The 19,870-nt window shown below is 38.0% G+C and carries 17 protein-coding genes; 7 read left to right on the plus strand and 10 right to left on the minus strand.

Annotated elements, in window-relative coordinates; genetic code table 11:
- Window positions 1-81: 81 nt before the first annotated feature.
- The 5 genes from PR725_RS11280 to PR725_RS11300 all read right to left on the minus strand — a co-directional run bounded on the left by PR725_RS11280 (window position 82) and on the right by PR725_RS11300 (window position 6,932).
- On the minus strand, window positions 82-2,235 hold the full coding sequence (locus PR725_RS11280; RefSeq protein WP_004260588.1) for a carbon starvation CstA family protein: 2,154 nt from the start codon (window positions 2,233-2,235) through the stop codon (window positions 82-84).
- 432 nt (window positions 2,236-2,667) lie between these two features.
- Window positions 2,668-3,120: a WG repeat-containing protein gene (locus tag PR725_RS11285; RefSeq protein WP_123382371.1), complete on the minus strand. Its 453-nt coding sequence runs from the start codon at window positions 3,118-3,120 to the stop codon at window positions 2,668-2,670.
- 464 nt (window positions 3,121-3,584) lie between these two features.
- Window positions 3,585-4,763, minus strand: coding sequence for a formate-dependent phosphoribosylglycinamide formyltransferase (gene purT / locus PR725_RS11290; protein ID WP_004913766.1), 1,179 nt, complete (start codon window positions 4,761-4,763; stop codon window positions 3,585-3,587).
- A gap of 125 nt (window positions 4,764-4,888) precedes the next feature.
- On the minus strand, window positions 4,889-5,815 hold the full coding sequence (rarD, locus tag PR725_RS11295) for an EamA family transporter RarD (protein ID WP_272569044.1): 927 nt from the start codon (window positions 5,813-5,815) through the stop codon (window positions 4,889-4,891).
- 169 nt (window positions 5,816-5,984) lie between these two features.
- On the minus strand, window positions 5,985-6,932 hold the full coding sequence (locus PR725_RS11300) for an aminoimidazole riboside kinase (protein WP_004913771.1): 948 nt from the start codon (window positions 6,930-6,932) through the stop codon (window positions 5,985-5,987).
- 227 nt (window positions 6,933-7,159) lie between these two features.
- Here PR725_RS11300 and PR725_RS11305 point away from each other — a divergent pair, with 227 nt between their 5' ends.
- On the plus strand, window positions 7,160-8,614 hold the full coding sequence (locus PR725_RS11305; protein ID WP_109912034.1) for a glycoside hydrolase family 32 protein: 1,455 nt from the start codon (window positions 7,160-7,162) through the stop codon (window positions 8,612-8,614).
- A 30-nt stretch (window positions 8,615-8,644) separates the two neighbouring features.
- Here PR725_RS11305 and PR725_RS11310 read toward each other — a convergent pair whose 3' ends face one another.
- Entirely contained in the window at window positions 8,645-9,640 is a 996-nt protein-coding gene (locus tag PR725_RS11310; RefSeq protein ID WP_004913775.1) for a LacI family DNA-binding transcriptional regulator, read from the minus strand.
- A 472-nt stretch (window positions 9,641-10,112) separates the two neighbouring features.
- On the opposite strand from PR725_RS11310, the gene PR725_RS11315 reads away from it, so the two are divergent.
- Window positions 10,113-10,742, plus strand: a complete 630-nt coding sequence (locus PR725_RS11315; protein WP_123382372.1) for a response regulator transcription factor — start codon at window positions 10,113-10,115, stop codon at window positions 10,740-10,742.
- A gap of 615 nt (window positions 10,743-11,357) precedes the next feature.
- Here PR725_RS11315 and PR725_RS11320 read toward each other — a convergent pair.
- The 3 genes from PR725_RS11320 to PR725_RS11330 all read right to left on the minus strand — a co-directional run bounded on the left by PR725_RS11320 (window position 11,358) and on the right by PR725_RS11330 (window position 14,655).
- The gene (locus PR725_RS11320) at window positions 11,358-11,999 is read right to left on the minus strand and encodes a helix-turn-helix domain-containing protein (protein WP_196719114.1); all 642 of its coding nucleotides are present in this window, start codon (window positions 11,997-11,999) and stop codon (window positions 11,358-11,360) included.
- Window positions 12,000-12,214: 215 nt separating this feature from the next.
- On the minus strand, window positions 12,215-13,549 hold the full coding sequence (rimO, locus tag PR725_RS11325; protein WP_004913782.1) for a 30S ribosomal protein S12 methylthiotransferase RimO: 1,335 nt from the start codon (window positions 13,547-13,549) through the stop codon (window positions 12,215-12,217).
- 176 nt (window positions 13,550-13,725) lie between these two features.
- Entirely contained in the window at window positions 13,726-14,655 is a 930-nt protein-coding gene (locus PR725_RS11330; protein ID WP_272569049.1) for a DUF7916 family protein, read from the minus strand.
- A gap of 282 nt (window positions 14,656-14,937) precedes the next feature.
- Here PR725_RS11330 and PR725_RS11335 point away from each other — a divergent pair, with 282 nt between their 5' ends.
- The 5 genes from PR725_RS11335 (at window position 14,938) to efeB (ending at window position 18,952) form a co-directional block, all read left to right on the plus strand.
- A complete protein-coding gene (locus tag PR725_RS11335) occupies window positions 14,938-15,495 on the plus strand; it encodes an iron transporter (RefSeq protein ID WP_004913787.1) in 558 nt (185 codons plus the stop codon).
- Window positions 15,496-15,590: 95 nt separating this feature from the next.
- Window positions 15,591-15,926, plus strand: coding sequence for a cupredoxin domain-containing protein (locus tag PR725_RS11340; RefSeq protein ID WP_110732217.1), 336 nt, complete (start codon window positions 15,591-15,593; stop codon window positions 15,924-15,926).
- Window positions 15,927-15,937: 11 nt separating this feature from the next.
- On the plus strand, window positions 15,938-16,771 hold the full coding sequence (locus PR725_RS11345) for an FTR1 family iron permease (protein WP_196719112.1): 834 nt from the start codon (window positions 15,938-15,940) through the stop codon (window positions 16,769-16,771).
- Window positions 16,764-17,666: an EfeM/EfeO family lipoprotein gene (locus PR725_RS11350; protein ID WP_109912030.1), complete on the plus strand. Its 903-nt coding sequence runs from the start codon at window positions 16,764-16,766 to the stop codon at window positions 17,664-17,666. Before PR725_RS11345 ends, PR725_RS11350 begins: the two co-directional genes overlap by 8 nt.
- A gap of 11 nt (window positions 17,667-17,677) precedes the next feature.
- On the plus strand, window positions 17,678-18,952 hold the full coding sequence (gene efeB, locus PR725_RS11355) for an iron uptake transporter deferrochelatase/peroxidase subunit (RefSeq protein WP_164528494.1): 1,275 nt from the start codon (window positions 17,678-17,680) through the stop codon (window positions 18,950-18,952).
- Window positions 18,953-19,069: 117 nt separating this feature from the next.
- Here the strand turns inward: efeB and PR725_RS11360 are convergent, their stop codons facing one another.
- Window positions 19,070-19,804: a vWA domain-containing protein gene (locus PR725_RS11360; RefSeq protein WP_272569053.1), complete on the minus strand. Its 735-nt coding sequence runs from the start codon at window positions 19,802-19,804 to the stop codon at window positions 19,070-19,072.
- Between the last annotated feature and the right edge of the window lie 66 nt (window positions 19,805-19,870).

The following is a 19,870-nucleotide window of genomic DNA, read 5'->3' on the forward strand; positions in this document are numbered from 1 at the left end:
CCCTACATCATGAACACACAATGTAGGGCGACCTTTCATTTACCGAACATCTTCCGATGTTCAATTTCGTTGAAGGGTGACTTAATGTGAAGATGAAACTTTCACGCCCTCTTTAGGTACAGGAACATAAGGTGTTTCTTTGTCTGTACGCTCTGGGTTTTTGTGCGCTTTCATCCCAACGCGAATACCATAGAAAATGATACCGTAGACAACCACCAAGAATAGAATACTCAGCCCTGCGTTGGTGTAGTTATTAATAATAATGTGATTCATATTAGTAATTTCTTGTGCAGTTAACTCTGCACCACCTGCCGCAATCTTATCTTTATAAGATTTCGCTAAGTATAGGAATCCTTCCAGTTGTGGGTTATCACTGAATAATTTCAGTCCCAATGCCCAAGTTGTACAGATTAATAGCCATACTGCAGGTAATACAGTCACCATAATGTATTTACTGCGTTTCATCTTAATCAGCACTACTGTACTCAAGACTAAAGCAACTGCTGCTAACATTTGGTTCGAGATACCGAACAGAGGCCATAAGCTCTTAACACCGCCCAGTGGGTCAACAACACCTTGATACAATAAATAACCCCACAGCCCAACACAACCAGCTGTACCTATGATACCAGCAACCAGTGAATCTGTTTTCTTCAAGAATGGAACAAAGTTACCCAATAAATCTTGCAGCATAAAGCGGCCTGAACGAGTCCCTGCATCCAATGCGGTTAAGATAAACAGAGCTTCAAACAGAATACCAAAGTGATACCAGAAGCCCATATTTGCCGCAGGCATGATTTCATGGAAAACATACGCAATACCTACCGCTAATGTCGGCGCACCACCAGCACGGTTTAACACCGACGGCTCACCAATATCTTTCGCTGTTTGCATGATTTGCTCAGGTGAAATCACAAAGCCCCATGAACTCACTGTAGCGGCTGCATGAACAGACACATCTTTGAGCTGAGCCATGATAGCTGCGCCATCTGGACCACCCAGTTCATGTAAGTTAGGCATAGTAATACCTAACGCTGCTGGTGGTGTATTCATAGCAAAATACAGGCCTGGTTCGATAATAGAAGCCGCGACCAAAGCCATAATCGCAACAAATGACTCCATTAACATTGCACCATAACCGATGTAACGCGCATCTTTTTCGTTTGCTAATAACTTAGGTGTTGTCCCTGAGGAAATAAGCGCATGGAAACCGGATACCGCACCACAAGCGATGGTAATAAATAAGAATGGGAATAGAGTACCTTTCCAAACAGGACCGGAGCCATCAACAAATTGCGTGACAGCTGGCATTTTTAATTCAGGGTTTAGAATAACGATACCAATCGCTAAACCAACGATAACCCCAATTTTCAAGAATGTCGCTAAATAGTCACGAGGCGCTAAAATTAGCCATACAGGTAATAATGCAGAGACAAATGCATAACCCACTAACGCGTAAGTAATCGTCGTGTCTTTGAATGTCAGTGCTGGACCCCAGTATGGGTCATGAGCAATCACACCACCAAACCAAATGGAAGCAACTAAGAGAACAATACCGATAACAGAAACTTCACCTACGCGCCCCGGCCGGATATATCGCATATATATCCCCATAAACAATGCGATAGGCACTGTTGAGACAACGGTAAAGACACCCCATGGGCTTTCTGCCAAGGCTTTCACCACAATCAATGCTAATACAGCAAGGATAATGATCATGATTAGGAAGCACCCAAAGAGTGCCAGCGTTCCCGGAATTGGGCCTAGCTCTTCTTTAACGATTTCCCCTAATGATGCACCATTACGACGTGATGAAATAAATAACACCATGAAATCTTGCACTGCACCGGCTAACACAACCCCTGCAAGCAACCATAAGGTGCCGGGTAAATAGCCGACTTGAGCAGCAAGAACAGGTCCGACTAATGGCCCCGCCCCTGCAATCGCGGCAAAGTGGTGACCAAATAGAACGTTTTTATTTGTCGGAACATAGTTTAACCCGTCATTATTAATGACGGCTGGAGTCGCACGTGTTTCGTCCAGCTTCATCACTTTTTTAGCGATATATAAGCTGTAATAACGATATGCTATGAGATACACCGCCACAGAAGCGACGACAATCCAAAGAGCACTGATGTGCTCACCACGCCTGAGTGCAACTACCCCCAGACAGACCGCACCGATTATCCCAAGGATCATCCACGGAATGTGCTTTAAAATACCATTTTTGTTCATAGAACACCCTTCTGAGGTAAAACGAACATGCCATTGATTTTGTATTAGCCATCATAAAAAACGATATCACTGTGTTTTCGTTGCTTATCATTTATCGTTGATGGGTTTTTAATTGGCAGTGGTTGAACTGTATTGAATCAAAAAATTGAGCTCTGCCATGGTGTATATGGTATGAAATTACACTCAGCAAATGACTAAAGTTATGCTAAGTGGTGCCATATGGAATTAAGCGGTTTGTTTTTTACTTTGAATGGTTTTTAGGGAGGTCAAATGAGCTTAAAAACGTGATCTGCATTACAATTTCAATTTGTTTTCAATAAGTTAAAAAATGTAGTATGCATGGTTAAAATGACGTTTATTGTGAATAAATTTCACTAATAACGTAAAAAGCTAAAGCTGAGTTACCTGAAACCTTATGATATCTATATACGTTTAGCGTGTAATCGTAGTCCAATTACCACCAACCCACCAACTGTGCTCACCATCAGTTTGTGTTTCACATCCGATACCGACTTTCGCTTTCCCTGCTTCAAAGGGATATGCGCAATCATAAATTGCATCAATCACGACTTCCCCTGATATCGCATCTGCAAAACCAATTTTATTTTCTTTACGAATTCGGTATACCCCGTCCTGTGCTTCATCTGGCCAGTTGTCAAAATAATAAAGCTGGTAAACTTCTTGCCCTTTCTGGTCAAAAACAGCCAAACCGCTATTTGGTCGTTCACCTAAGCAATACTTAAATGATGATTGCGGTTCAAAACACTCGATTTTATCTTTTTCATTCGCCACCCATAAGCTAAATTGTTGTTCAAGATTTTGTGCTGTTGATAAAAAAGACATTAATCCTAATGACATTAAGCCAGCGACATAACGAACCATCATCACTTTCCTTATTCTACTTTTACGCCGGATTATAGTAAGAAGTGGAGCGCATCAATCTTACTCCAATAAATACTCGCTTATTAAAGATAGCGGATATCTCTTTCAATGAAACTAGGAATAAGGGTAAATAAAATCTTGTACAAGAATAACCTTAAGATTCAAATTAGTAAGAATTCAGCCCCAAGAAGATGCATTTAAAAATATTTACGTAACTCAAAATGCTAATGGGGTTAAGTTAGTCAATAAGCTACCTTACTCTATCAATCTGGCTGGATTAGCGATTAATAATAATTTCTTTAATGACGAGCACTTTAACGGGGCTATTGGCATTCAATTATTAGGTGGAATCCCCGTTATTAGTGCCAATCAAACCCCATTAGCCAAGCCAGATGCAACCTCAATTATTTGAGATAATATAAAAAGCAGTAGCGAAACAAAAATGTTCAGCACTAACTTCATTAAAATCAACCAGAAACACACACTGTATTAGCGGTTTTTTGCGCCAGCTCTAATGCACTTTCAATCGAATCTGCAATTGCCAAAGCAACACCTAACCGGCGAGTTCCTGCAATTTCAGGTTTACCAAATAACCGTAATTGAGTATCCGATCCCAATGCTGCACCAATATTTGAAAAAATCACATTTTGGCTTTGTAAACTAGGTAAAATAACCGCGGATGCACTTGGTCCATATTGGCGGATCACACCGATTGGGAAGCCAAGAAATGCACGAACATGTAAAGCAAACTCAGATAAATTTTGTGAAATCAGCGTCACCATGCCTGTATCATGGGGACGAGGCGAAACTTCATTAAAAATAATATCGTCACCGCACACAAATAATTCAACACCAAATATTCCGTAGCCCCCCAGAGAGGTAACAATTTTCTCAGCAACATCCTGCGCTTTTTTCAACGCCACCTCACTCATGTACTGTGGCTGCCAAGACTCACGATAATCCCCTTTTTCTTGTCGATGCCCTACTGGCGCACAAAAGTGAATCCCATCCACGGCACTGACCGTTAATAATGTAATTTCAAAATCAAAATTAACCATTTTTTCAACAATTACACGGCCTTGACCTGCTCGACCACCTTCCTGTGAGTAATCCCAAGCTTGATTTAATTCGTCTCGAGAATGGATCACACTTTGCCCCTTCCCTGACGAACTCATCACTGGCTTAACAATACAAGGAAAGCCGATTTTTTCTGCTGCTGCGATAAAATCGAGTTTACTGTCTACAAATTGATACTCTGATGTTGGTAATTTCAACTCTTCTGCGGCTAAGCGGCGGATACCTTCTCTATCCATAGTAAGAACAATCGCTTTCGCAGACGGAACCACTTTCTGTCCTTGTTGTTCCAGTTCCATTAATACCTGTGTCGCAATCGCTTCAATTTCAGGCACAATAATATCGGGTTTTTCAATTGAAACTATTTGCTTCAGCGCTTCGCCATCAAGCATGTTTATTGTATAGCTACGGTGTGCAATATGCATCGCTGGCGCATTATCATAGCGATCAACCGCAATGACTTCGATGCCCAACCGTTGACATTCAATCGCAACTTCCTTGCCTAACTCTCCAGCACCTAACAACATGACTTTTGTTGCAGATTTACACAGCGCAGTACCTAATTGATTCATGATTGATAACCTTACCGACAAAAAAGTTACTGCCAATTATATACGCAACCGTTTGCTTTTGCTATCGAGGAAAAAATGCCATAAGACAATAATCTTATAAACTATTGATAATGATGGTTAACTATTTAATCTAATGGTGTTTTGTCACGCCCAGTAATAAAAGGTTCTTTATGAGAAAATTTAATATACTGTTTGCGTAAGATTGCTAACACACAAAATATTAAACCAATCCAAATAAGTGAGAAACTAATGCCTTTGACCCAATCAAATAGCTCATTAAATAAAAATACGGCTAATAAGAATTGAATTGTTGGTTCTATATATTGTGCTAAACCTATTACCGTTAATGACGTTCGTTTAATTGCCGCAGTAAAAAAGAGCAAAGGAATGATCGTGACTGGAGCCGCTAACATATAAAGAACTTTAATTTGCCAATCCCCTTGCGCCACAGCGCTTAAACCATTAGAAGCTAACCACCAAGAGATCGCTATTGCAATGGGCAGCAACCAAAGCGCTTCTAGAAATAAAGACGTAATCACATCAAATCGAATAAATTTACGGATTAATCCATATACCGCAAAAGCACTCCCCATAACTAACGCTAAAATAGGTAATTCACCATACTGCCAAATTTGGTAACCAACCCCCGCACAAATAAAAATAACAGCCATTTTTTCTGCAAAAACAAGCCGTTCGCGAAGAAACAAAACACCAAGTAGAATAGAGAATAATGGGTTAATAAAATATCCAAGACTCGCGGCTAACACCTGTCCGTGAGTTAATGCGTAGGTAAATGTTGTCCAAGATATCGCCATAACCGACGAACTAAATAAACACAAAATTATAGACCGTTTATCAGACCATACCTCGCGCCATAAAGATTTATTTTTAATAATTAAGCGAACAAAAAAAAGTATAGGCACAGACCAAATAAGACGTTCTGCAAGTAGCTCTAAAGGTTCCGCTCCGGGAAGAAAACGATAAAATAATGGTGTGATTCCCCATAAGATATAGGAAAAAATAGCAAGAGCTACTCCCGAGCGAAGCAACATAATTTATCCACAATAAATCTGATTAAATAATATTAGCTACTTATCATACGCCAAAATGCAAAAAATAAAACTTATCAACATCATAATATAGGTTGAATTATATCAAGTATTCTTAAAATAAAAGGTAACTATATCGCTACCTTTTATTTACTCGCTGCATATATATTCATCAAAAAACATCACGCTGATGTAATGGTGGTTGCTGCTGCATAAATGCACATAATTCCTCTTGTGTCGGCGCTGCGGCAATAGCACCTTTTTTGGTTGTCGCCAATGCACCACAAGCAGTAGCTTGCGAAATGACCTTCATCAGCCCCTCTTTTTCATTGACTAGCCCATATTGTGAAATGGCCGCCAACAACCCCGCCATAAATGCATCGCCAGCCCCTGTGGTATCAATACTTTCTACTAAATAAGCACTTACGGCCATTTGAACCAAAGAAGTGAACACCTGACAACCTTTAGCCCCTTGAGTAACAATTTTTAATTGGGCAGGATAGCCTTGCAATTTGGCGATTGCATTTTCAAAACGACTTTCTTGCGTTAACCACAGCAGCTCATCATCAGAAAGTTTTAAAATATCCGCTCGTTTTGCAAAATTATCAACAACTTGGTGCATTTCATCGGGATCAGACCACATTTGTGGACGAATATTAATATCAAAACTCAGTAACCCACCAGCGAGTTTTAGTTGTTCGATAGCTGTTGATAAAGACGCTCTACATTGGTGATGCACTAGAGCTAATGAGCAAAAATGCAAAATATCATGACCAAATTGCGGTAAGTTATTTGTCGTTAAAAATTGGTCAGCCGAAGGAGAAACTAAAAAAGAAAATTCACGTTCTCCGTTTTCATGCAGTGAGACGAGAACAGTACTTGTTTTATACTTTTCATCAAATTCCATCGCACTCGTATCAACCCCTATATCAAATAAGGTTTTTTGCATGAAATGCCCGAAAGCTTCTTCACCGACTCGTCCAATAAAACCACTATTTTGCCCTAAGCGTGCAACCCCAGCGGCGACATTTACAGGCGCACCACCGGCACAAGCTTCATATTGCATGTTTTGAAGAGGAATTAAATCAATAACTGCATCCCCTAATGCCCAAACTTTCATTATATCTCCTTTGCGAGTTTTATATTTTTAACCTTTATTCTTATTCATAAATAACACATTACCAACTCATGAAAATAAAACTAGTAAACGCAAACTGTTAACGTTAACATTAACATTAACATTAACATTAACATTAAGTATAAAGAAGCCAGCAAATAAACGCACCTATTATTGAATTTCATGTGCCCATTTTGTTATCGCGATCGAAAAATGTTCAGGAAGCCATAATGAAAAAACAACTTGAATTAGCCAACGAAACCATCAAAACAGCAAGAGAAAACATGAACTTGCAGTTCTACCCACAATACCACCTTGCCCCTTATGTAGGCTGGATGAATGACCCTAATGGTTTGATCTATCACCAAGGACAATACCACGCTTTTTATCAACATCATCCATTTAGTGCGATTTGGGGTCCCATGCATTGGGGTCATGCAACAAGCACTGATATGGTCCATTGGCAACACCAACCCATTGCGTTAGCACCAAGTGAAGATTATGACCGAGATGGTTGTTTCTCAGGCTCCGCAATTAGTTACGATAACAAATTGTATTTGTTTTACACAGGCCATATCTGGTTAGCAAATCCAGGTGATGACAGCCAAATCATCCAATCACAGTGTGTTGCAATCAGTGAAGATGGTATTCATTTCGAAAAGAAAGGTGTTGTACTCCCTTCCCCTGATGGCTATATGCACTTTAGAGATCCTAAAGTTTGGCAACAAGATGGTAAATGGTGGATGGTGGTTGGTGCAAGAGACTCTCAAGATCAAGGGCAAATCCTCTTATTTAACTCTACTGACTTATTAAATTGGGATCAAAACTATCAAATCCTAGCAAAAACTGACGACAATAATGTTTATATGTGGGAGTGTCCTGATTTCTTTCCATTAGGCGAAAAATTTATTGCCCTTTTTTCTCCTCAAGGAAAAAAAGCAAAAAATTATCAATATCGAAATTTATTTCAAAATGGCTATTTGGTTGGTAATTGGTCACCTAATTTACCTTATCAAATTTCACATTCATTTACTGAGCTTGATTTTGGCCAAGACTTTTACGCACCTCAAACCTTTTTAGCTAAAGATGGCCGTCGTATTGCTATCGCTTGGATGGATATGTGGGAAAATCATATGCCTACACAAAAACATGGGTGGTCAGGGTGCTTTACTTTACCTAGAGAGCTAACACTGAATGAGCAAGGTAAAATTATCTCTAAACCTATAGAGGAATTGAAATCATTACGCCAGTCTGCAAGCCATTTTCCCGCAACAATGTTAGCCAAAAACAGCACCATAGTATTAAATGAAAATGCGACAAGTTGTGAAATAGAACTCATTTGGGATTTACAGCAAAGCCCAGCTGAAAAATTTGGCTTTTGGATTGGATACGGCGTGCAGTTCTATGTTGATAACCAAAGTCAGCAATTAACCTTAATGCGTCATTACCCTGAATATACCATTAGTGATAATCGTTGTGCTCCGATACCGCAAGGTCATCAACTTAAAATAAATGCTTTTATCGACCACTCTAGCTTGGAAGTATTTATTAATGATGGTGAACTCAATTTTAGTTGCCGTATCTACCCACACCAAAGTGAACGAGATTTAAGATTATTTGCAATAAATCACCAGGCTAAGCTAGAAAAAGCGATTTATTGGGAACTCAAGAAAGCGATTGAATAACTGTCTATTCGATTTGCCTTCTCGGAGAAACTAAAAAGAATTACGTTCTAACAAGTCGCAAGCAACATATTCAACACTATTTTGCTGCCGTTCTTCTATGATGTGCAAAGCGGCTTGTTGACCTAACTGATAGTGCGGTAACACAACCGTACTTAATGGTGGATAAAATAGTTCTCCAACACCTATCATATTATCGTAGCCAAGTACTGCGATATCTTGTGGGATACGTAAACCACGGCTAAGTAGTACTTGGTAAGCTAAAAATGCAATACGGTCATTTCCACAAATAATGACATCAAAATCCGGTTTTTTATTCTTAAAGTGACTATTAATTAAAGCTATAACATCTAAATAGTGTTCATCACCTAACTCTAAATGGTATTGCTGAAGCGATTCTAGAGGTAAATTAGCCGTTGCCCACGCAGATTCCACCGCTTCACGGCGCGTTTTTCCAGCAAGTGTTTCTTGCGGGATATAAAGACAAAGAGGATTCCGATACCCTTTCTCTATTAAGCGATTAACTGCATTCAATTGACCATTGAAATCATCTGGTACATAGGCTGGAAACTGCCCTTTTTTATCTATGCAATTGGCAAGAACCAAACGATTATTATGTAATCCTTCAGGAATAGTCACTTCTCGAAGGCCCATCGTAGTATAAATAATACCATCTGGTCGCTGGGATAATAATTGCCGGACAGCTCTTTCACTATCTTCACTGGAGGTAATATTAACAACAAAGCTACTCCAGCCGAATTGCCTCGCGGTTTGCTCTATTGAAAGAATGATTTCCACAGAAAACGGAGTTGTCGCTGTATCAAGGGCCAAAACGCCAACTGTCGAAACCCTAGAACCTTTTCCTCTAATCTTACGAGCAGAAAAATCAGGAACATAATTGAGTGACTCAATAGCTTGTTGGACCTGTTTTAAGGTTTCAGGCTTGAGTAATTCAGGGTTATTAATTGCCCGTGATACTGTCATCAATGAAACATTTGCAAGTCGAGCTACGTCTTTTAAAGAAGCCATTAAGTATATTCACTCATCAAAACTAGGTTAGAGTAAATTTTAACATGTCAGATATAAAAAGCACTTAATCTTCGTCAATTCACAGATTAAGTACTATCACCTAAGAAAACAGCATAAAGTGTACATCTAAGACTTTTTATGACTAATGATTTAAGATATTATTGATTAGCTTTAACAATATTTCTGTCTATTACTTTATGTTAAAAAACACATTTAATAAGTAAATTCACATAATATGTTACACGTCATTAATCGAATATTACCCAATGACACAAACTTTAACTATTGTTTCTATTTTTATATTAAATTTAACTAGATGATGTTTTTAATATAAATTAAGGTCAGTAATACACTAATAAAAAGAACAACGATCAGTAGAAAATATTATTGTGAAATTTTAATTTCACTTTATTTATCTACGTATTTAATCAGATTGGTATGAATATCAAATCAGTTCAACAGGAGTATGGTGATGAATAACACCATTCACGTAATCGTAGAAAGTGATAATGTCTTTAAGAATAAACTGAAACTAATGATGGAATCTTTTGGTTTTATCTTTAGATTTTATAATAACGAAGAAGTGTTTATGAGTAATTATACTTACCCTAATGAGGGTAATGTAAAAGAATGTATTTTATTATTCTTAAACAATGATGAAAATCGTATTAGTAGATTAAACAATATAAATAATTCATTTGGTATTGTTCCATTCATTGTGCTTGCTGAAGAGCCTTCTATCAGTTTGTGCCGTGAGAGTTTTAAAGCCGGAGCTTTTGATTTTTTCCCTTTGCCTTTCAAGGACATTGAAATTTTAAACTCCATCAGTAACGCAACAGAATTATTTTTAAATATGCATGAAAAGTATAAAAAATATACCTACCTCTCTGATAAATTTAACCGTCTTTCGGTTAGAGAACGAGAAATCATGGATATGATATTAGAAGGTAATACCAGTAAAGAAACCGCTGAAAAACTGTCACTATCACCAAGAACTGTAGAAGTTCATCGCTCTAACATTTATACGAAACTAGGTATTAAATCACTGCCACAACTTATTCAAGAATACGAATACATTAATACCTATCCTAAATATATTTAATTTATATGATATGTTCATCTTGTTATAGCGTAATTAGTTTCTGGTGGTTTGACTCTAAGCCATCAGAAACTAATTACCTAAAAAATGCCAAGAGCACTATAATTTAGATAAATATAGATAAAAATCCTGTCAATTTTAAAATAATAACTTGTTTTTATAAGTGATAAACAATAGTTCTACTCTATCACAGATTAAAGAAACCTAAGTGAATTGATAATTCCACTAGTAATAATAACTACTAATACTTGTAAAATAAAATAATACTTTTTTGTGTTACTGAAATATCATTTAAAATAATAGTGCACCTATCACACCATTTTTTAGTAAGACAATGCGCTTTCTCATCAATATTTATCCATCACAAATCTAAAAAAATAGGGCTGTAAACGACATACCAACTTACCTAACTCAAGCATAATAAGTATCGTTTTCATTTTCTTTTCTCGATACATCAAGTAACGACACAAGCAGATAGATTATGCTTTATTTATCTATCGACTGTCGTTCAAAATGTTGGTAAATTCTTCGCGCTTCGCTGTTTTTATGCTTTTTTGTTGTTGTCCACAAAACATGCGAAAGCGCTTTTTTTTTACGGTCCAAAGCATATGTAAGAAGCTATTTGTAGTCTTTAATGTTAATTTCATACTGCTTTAGTTTGCGCCATAACGTTGTCCGCCCCATATCAAGGACTTTATGCATTTTTTGAATTTTACCTTCACAAGCCTGCGCCACTTCAATAATCAAAGCTTTCTCAACTGAATGAATATCCAAGCTAGCGAATCGTTGCTCTACCTTATTTTCCTTAAAAATTTCTTGTTCATAATAGTGAAATTTCAATTTCCCACTCGCTTCCCTTGCTAAAGCCTGCGTGAGTGCAAACAAAATATTGCAGCTATTCTGAGTTGAAGATAAAGCGACAACTAGAACTGGCTCTCCAGCATGTGAATACACTGGAGCTAGATAATAAAAAATCCCATGTAATTCGATTGGCGCAGTATACAACTTATCCCGCGCACCATAAGTCAAATTATCAGATAATAAAGCTGCTATCTCAAAATTGCCCCCAAACTCATGACTAAGCCAAAGCGTTTTTCCATCAGAGCTAATCAGAGAACTTCGAATATTATTATCATGTAATGAAGCTAATCCACCTTCAATAGTTGTATAAGCAAGCTCTACAATATATTTATAATCATCTGAATTATAAATACTTTCTTTTACAGGTGTTGTAGTTGGAAATATTAAATGAACCGACATAGTTATCCTTATTCTTCGATAAGAGTTATCTGATTATGTCAATTTCCCATTTAATTATTATATTCTAGATCAAGTTATTAATTGATAGATTTAAACCGCTTGATCCACATCAATTTTTCACAATTAAAAGCAGTAAATCAATGTGGTAAAAAACAAAATGGCTAACTTAATTTACCTAAGTTAGCCATTTACACTTTTAAAACGCTCTGATTCACTTAGGAAGTGACAATATTTCCCCACAGGTCATATTCATCTGCATGCTCAACGAATACTTTCACTATATCCCCCGCGTTAACACCAAATTCACCATTAAGATAAACCATACCATCAATTTCTGGCGCGTCTGCCATACTACGCCCAATAGCACCTTCATCATCAACTTCATCAATAATGACTAAAATTTCTTTACCAATTTTATCTTGTAAACGCTGTGTAGAAATTTGTTGTTGTAATTGCATAAAACGATGATAACGATCTTCTTTAATTTCCTCAGGGACTTGATCCGCCAGCTCATTCGCTTTCGCTCCCTCGACAGGGCTATACTTAAAGCAGCCTACTCGGTCTAACTTCGCTTCCGATAAGAAATCGAGTAGCATTTGAAAATCGTCTTCTGTCTCACCAGGAAACCCCACAATAAATGTTGAACGTAAGGTGAGTTCAGGGCAAATTTCACGCCAACGCTTAATTCGCTCAAGTGTTCTTTCTACAGCGCCAGGGCGTTTCATTAACTTTAAAATTTTGGGACTTGCATGCTGCAGCGGAATATCTAGGTAAGGTAAAACTTTACCTTCTGCCATCAAAGGGATGACATCATCAACATGTGGATAAGGATACACATAATGTAAACGTACCCATACACCCAGTGAAGCAAGTTGTTCACATAACCCCACCATGCTAGTTTTTACCGGCTGCCCATCCCAAAAACCCGTTTTATTTTTAACATCAACACCATACGCAGAGGTATCTTGTGAAATAACCAGTAACTCTTTTACCCCTGAAGCGACTAAACGCTTAGCTTCATTTAACACATCTCCAATTGGACGGCTATCTAAATCCCCTCGCATAGAAGGAATAATGCAAAAAGTACAACGATGATTGCACCCTTCGGAAATTTTTAAATAGGCATAATGCTTTGGAGTCAGTTTTACCCCTTGTTCTGGAACTAAACTCAAGAAAGGGTCATGTTCAGGTTTTGGAACGTAGTGGTGCACGTGGTTAAGTACTTGCTCATAGCTATGTGGACCAGTGATTTCTAAAACTTTTGGATGTACTTCACGAATTTGGTTCTCTTTCGCGCCAAGGCATCCTGTGACAATCACTTTGCCATTTTCATTCAGAGCTTCCCCAATCGCTTCTAGTGATTCCTGCACCGCGCTATCGATAAACCCACACGTATTCACAATGACTAAGTCAGCATTATCATAGCTTGGAACGACTTGGTAACCATCAGTGCGCAACTCAGTTAAAATGCGTTCTGAATCAACTAGATTTTTCGGGCAGCCGAGTGAAACGAAGCCAATTTTTGGCACCGGATTAGTATTTTGCGACATAACTCACTTCTTTTATTGTTTTAAAAAATGGGCGAAATTTTACCTGAAGAATTGAGGGAATTGTATAAATTTTTATCGAAAATAATCTGTAATTAACGCGAGGATAATAGAAAAAACTTATGTTAAATAGGTGATTTCTACAAACCATTTTTGTAAAAATCACCTAAAAATGTCAACTAGCGATTAACCGAACGAGCAATACGTGAATAGGTGTGACGAACACCACGGATCACAATACTATAATTTAAAATATTCTCAGGTAATGCGATTCCGTTATAACCCGAATCACCAATATGGTGTAAATCTGTCCCGGCCATTTTGCACATTAATGCAATTTGCCGAATAGTTTGTAAATCTGCACCTTCTTGAGAAGTGCCAATCGCCGTCATTGTCATCACGCCTTGGGAATGGCAATAACCTACCATTTTTTGCACAAATTCTAATGAAATCCCAGGTACCGTTCCCGGAGCTGGGAGCAAAATAATATCCGCACCATTGTTAATAAAGGTACGAATATCATCATCTGTGATGAGTTGCTCTGCGGAAGCATTTAAAACACCAGCAGCGTGCATTTTTCCCGTAATAAGCACAATATCTTCACCCACAACAGCTTTAAGCTCTTTAAGGCTCTGGTTAATTTCCTGATTAGTTACTCCATTGCCAGGGTTCCCCGTTAGAACAATAATATCCGCACCCATTTCTTTTAATTTAAGAGCATTTTTTACTGTTGCTAATCGCCCTTCTGACATTTTCCATTGCACATCTTGTGTCGGATTATTAAAGCCCTCAGGTACAGGCTCTAAATTAACACCGATTGCTCGTCCCGTTAAGCGCTTAAGTGTGCGAATGATTTCCTCAGGTTCAACCCCTTCGGGTAGGCCTTGCATAATCGGTTGATTAACATCAAAAACATTCAATAATAAAATGTCTGCACCTTGGCTTGCGGCTAATTCAGCATTCGTCACTGTCATTAATACGGGTTGAATTGTGCCTATGGTTTCAGAAACCAAAATTCGCCCTTCACTTGCTTTAATTGATTCTAATAGATTCTTTTTATTGAGTTTTACAATTTCTGAAGCAGAGCAGTCAAGATAACGTCGTTGCATGGCTATACCTTTATTTTCAACAAAATGAATGAAGTGTTCTTTCGCAGTAAAATTCACACCTTCAAAATATATCATGTAGACAATAATAAACTGCCTAATAGAACACACTATTAGCAAGTTATTTTTCAAAGAATAATAACTTTTTCTAACACTTAGATTTTTATATAAAAACAAACATTTTTAGCGACGAGTAATTTACTTATCGTAAATTACCACTTGTTTTTTAGTAATAGTAATGATTATCATTACAGCTCTATATCACTTATGGTAAGGACGAAAATAATGAAACTCGCCTATAAAGCTGCTGTTTCAGGTCTCGCGTTGTTTTCAATCTCAGCATTAGCTCAAGAGTACCCTCTCGGTCACCCTGTGATCAAAAACGGAATGGAAATCCAAGGTGTTTACCTACAACCAATTACAATGGATACCGAAGAAGGCCATCATGCAATGTCTCACTTAGCTGCAGATAAAGCAGATGTCCACTTAGAAGCAGATATCCACGCTGTTGAAGATAACCCAAATGGCTTTGCAGAAGGCGATTGGATCCCTTACCTAACCATTGAATATTCAGTCACTAAACTTGGTGATAAACCACAAACTCAAACAGGCACATTTATGCCTATGGTGGCAAGTGATGGCCCTCATTATGGGGAAAACATCAAATTAGATGGCAATGGTAAATACCGTGTCACCTATAAAATCTATCCGCCATCACACAATAAAGATGTTGCCTTTGGCCGTCATATTGATAAAGAAACGGGTGTGGCCCCTTGGTTCCAGCCTTTCGAAGTCTCTTGGGATTTTGACTACGCAGGTGTTGGCCGTAAAGGTAGTTACTAATTTTTTAACCTAAATTAGTTAAGGGCTTAACCAAGGGAATTTTCTTGCGTAAGCCCTTTTTTGTTTGTCGTTATAAAAGGATAAACCAAGCCAAAATGAAAACATTACTGAGCTTTTTACTGGTTATCACTTGTACAATAATTCCCCTATCTTCATTTGCTGCAGAAAAATATACTGTCGAATTAGAAATGAAAAATGGTGATCTTATCCCGCGAGTTCTTGAAGTCCCTGCAAAAACAATTATCCGCATTAAAATTACCAATACAGGCACTGAGCCCGCAGAATTTGAAAGTATTCAATTAAGAAAAGAAAAAGTTTTAGCCCCCGGAGCAAGCTCTGTTGTTGTTATCGCACCATTGAAACCTGGCACATATACTTTTTTTGATGACTTCCACCTTTCTCACCCCAAAGGCGAGATCATTGCGAAATAAAAGGATTTAGCATGGGACAAGTTCTGTTTGTTGTGTGGCGTGAAAGTTTTGAAGCGTTGCTTGTCATTGGTATTATTTATGCGTGGATTAAACGTCACCCTGACGCACATAATGGTATGAAATACCTTTGGGCCGGAGTCGCTATTGGGGTTATTACCTCCATCTTACTCGCACTTCTCATCTATGGCATATTTAATGTCCTTGATGATACAGGGCAATCACTGTTTATGATTTTTATGGAGCTACTCGCTTGTATCCTGATTGTCCAAATGGTGTATTGGATGAACAAGCATGGCAGCTCAATGAAATCAGAAATTGAATCAGGAATAAGCCGTAATGCGGCTCACCATAACTGGTGGGGCGCCGCATTGATTATTGCCATTGCCATTGCCCGTGAAGGAAGCGAAATCGTCGTCTTTTTATCTAGCTTTATTATGTCGTTAACCGCGTCTAATGCATCGGCTTTCTTTATTGAAGTCGGTGGTGGAATTGCAATTGCAGGCCTTACACTCTATGCATTCTTATTAACAAATCGTTTAGTTTCATGGTCTATCTTCTTTAAGGTTACCGGCGTTATTCTATTATTCCTCGCGTTATCTCTCCTACTTAAAGGGGTAGAAGAAAGCGCTAACTTACTGATTGAATATGATTTTTCCATCCCTGATTTTTTAATTTATCCCGCTTGGGATACAACTGCATTTCTTGACGATTCGGGTATTGCTGGTAATTTTATCTCATCTTTCTTTGCCTATCGTTCACAGCCTATTTGGCTCAGTGTCATTACCTTTATCCTTTATTGGGCTATTGTGATCCCATTGTTTACTCGGAGCAAAAAAAATGTCTAGCTCACTGAGGCATAACATCAAATGGGTCTCGATTAGCTTAATACTCAGTATGGCACTACCTAACTTGGTTCAAGGTAAAGCACTGAGATCCCCTGTACAAACAGGGGATAACATCATTATCGCTAAAGGGGATATTCCTACTCCTGAAAAATATCAACATGCTATCCAAACCTATTTAGCCTTTGCCACTGCTGAATTGGCAGAAATGGTGACGCAATTGGAATTGTTACAACAGAGTTTACAACAAGGAAAGCTAGAACAAGCCCAAGCCGCGTATATTCAGGCTCACCAACATTATGAAACAGTACGCCCGATTATTATTTTATTTGGTAATACGGATAGAACAATTAATCCAAGAGCCGATTACTTCCTTGATAAAGAAACTGATTACCGCTTTACGGGGTTTCATCTTGTTGAATACCAATTATTTATGCAAAAAAATACTGAACTTGCCTCAACGGCAAACCAAGAATTATTACTTAAAGGGCGTGATTTGTATAAACGGGTAGCAACTGAAACCATTGAAATTCCTAAGCTCGTGCAAGCCTCAGCTGATTTTATTGAAATGATCTTAGAAACAAAATTGGGCGGTAAAGAAAATATCTACAGTTTGTCTGATTTAACTGATATTGCTGCTAATTTAAAAGGGTCACAAAAGATAATTGAAATTATTAAGCCTTTTATCAAGCCAGAGACCCTTGAAAAAATACAAAAAAATGACCAACTGATTAACCAAATAATGCAGTCATATCAACTATCAAATACGACATATCAACCTTATAGCCAATTACAACTCAAAGACAAAATGGCGCTTTATTCATTACTCACTCAGCAAGCCGAAACTTTAGCAAAATTACGTGCTGAGCTCGATGTCGATGTTTACTATAAATATTAAGGCATACATTTATGCAAGCTAAACTGAGAAATATATTGCAAACCAACGGAATGTCCCGGCGTAATGCCCTAAAAATGCTCGCAATTAGTAGCGCAGTTTTAGCCGCCCCAGCATTAAAAGCACAAGATAAAATCGCCGATTGCCAACTCACTTATGACAAAGCAATCAATTATCTTGGGCCACACCAAGCCGGTGTTTTGACGCCTGAACCCAAAAATGCCTCCTTTATCGCATTTAATATGACGGCAAATTCCATCGAAGAATTACAGACTGTTTTTACTCTACTGACCCAGCGCATTGCTGATTTAACCCAATCCCAAAAAGCACCTTCAATCAATAATGATAAAATGCCTCCCGCTGAATCCGGTATTCTGGGAACGCAACAGCAACCCGACTCACTAACCATCACCGTTGCTTTAGGTAACTCTCTGTTTGATAACCGGTTCGGATTAAATAAAATCAAGCCTAAATATCTTAGTGAAATGACCAGTTTCCCCAACGATAGGTTAGAGCAGAAATGGTGTGGTGGCGATCTTCTTCTACAAATATGCGCGAATAGCCAAGAAAGCGTTATCTATGCATTACGTGATATTTTGCGTCATATTTCTCCATACAGCTTTCCTCTCTGGAAAATCGACGGCTTCTTACCTGCACGAGATATTGATAACCATTCCACTCCTATCAATCTTTTTGGTTTTAAGGATGGAACGGGAAATGCACCCGCTGATGACAATTTATTGATGAACGAATTAATTTGGATAACAAAAGGCAGTCAAGAACCATCTTGGTGTGACGGAGGGACATACCAAGCAGTACGTCTCATTCGTTTTAATTTAGAATTTTGGGATAGAACGCCATTAGAAGATCAAGAAAATGATTTTGGTCGGCATAAAGATTCAGGAGCCCCTATCGGCATGAAAAAGGAGCACGATGATCCTGAGTTTGGCCAAGACCCTCATGGTGACCGTATTTTATTTGATTCCCATATGCGCCGTGCAGAACCCCGTAATCCTGAACGTTATACCGCAAAACTAAGGCGAAGAAGCTACAGCTATTCACTCGGGTTAACCGAAACAGGGGCTCTCGATATGGGTTTAATTTTCGTCTCTTTTCAGAAAAATTTAAAAACAGGCTTTATCGACACTCAAAAGCGCCTTAATGGTGAACCGCTTGAACGCTATATCAAGCCCTTTGGTGGTGGGTACTACTTTGTATTACCAGGAATCGAGTCGGCACAAAACATACTTGCTGAAAAAATGTTTACAGCCTTAAAACAAACTAAATAATGATAATAATAAAATAAAAGCCCCTATTACCCTTGCTATAGGGGCTTTACTGGCAACTCTATCATCAACTATTAGGCATTTTAAATAATAAAATACTGCGTAGATTTGAACATATTATTATTTTTTTCGTTCCTTCACATCCGCTTCAACTTCTTGTTTCCAATCCTCTGATATTGGCGCAGACTTTTGTTTAGCTTCCACCGCTTTATTTACCGCACGGTAAGCCTTGTCGTATCCAGTCCCATCTTGGACATAACCAGTGGCATTTGAACTTTTAATTCCAATATTTTCTGCTTCAGAAATGGCATCAATATTCGCTCCCAAGAAAATAAAGTCCCATTTATCTTCTGTTTCTGCGGACTTAATCATGGCTTTAATTTTTGCTTGAGAATATTTACGGCTACTATTTTCTTGTCCATCTGTAATTATCACAAAAAGAACATTATTATTTTTTGTAACCTTTCTATTTTCTTGCATTTTTTCAATGCCGTCTCCTATCGCATCTAATAATGCGGTATAGCCACCAACGGGATAATCATCAAGTGTTAGATTAGAAACCTTTTCAATGGGTTCTCTATTATGAAGTAAACTTGTTTTGTCATTAAATAAAATAGTTGTAATGTAGGTTTTTGCTTTTTTTCCCTTATTTTCAGTTAATATACTATTATATCCACCGATTGTATCGGTTTCGAATCCTGACATTGAACCACTTTTATCTAGAATAAACACTAAATCTAAAATATCGGGATCTTTTTTAGTATTAATAATAGTAGTACTACTAGCAATAGAGGAAAATAAAAACAAAAATGCAGCTGATATGACGGTGAAAACGGATTGTATGGATAAATTCATCGCCGAGTTCCTTGGTGTGGTTAATATAACCATACCAATCTGGCTTTTTCATCAGTTATTTAAAAT

The organism is Providencia sp. PROV255, assembly GCF_028478065.1.
In the GTDB taxonomy this organism is placed as follows: Bacteria; Pseudomonadota; Gammaproteobacteria; order Enterobacterales; family Enterobacteriaceae; genus Providencia; species Providencia rettgeri.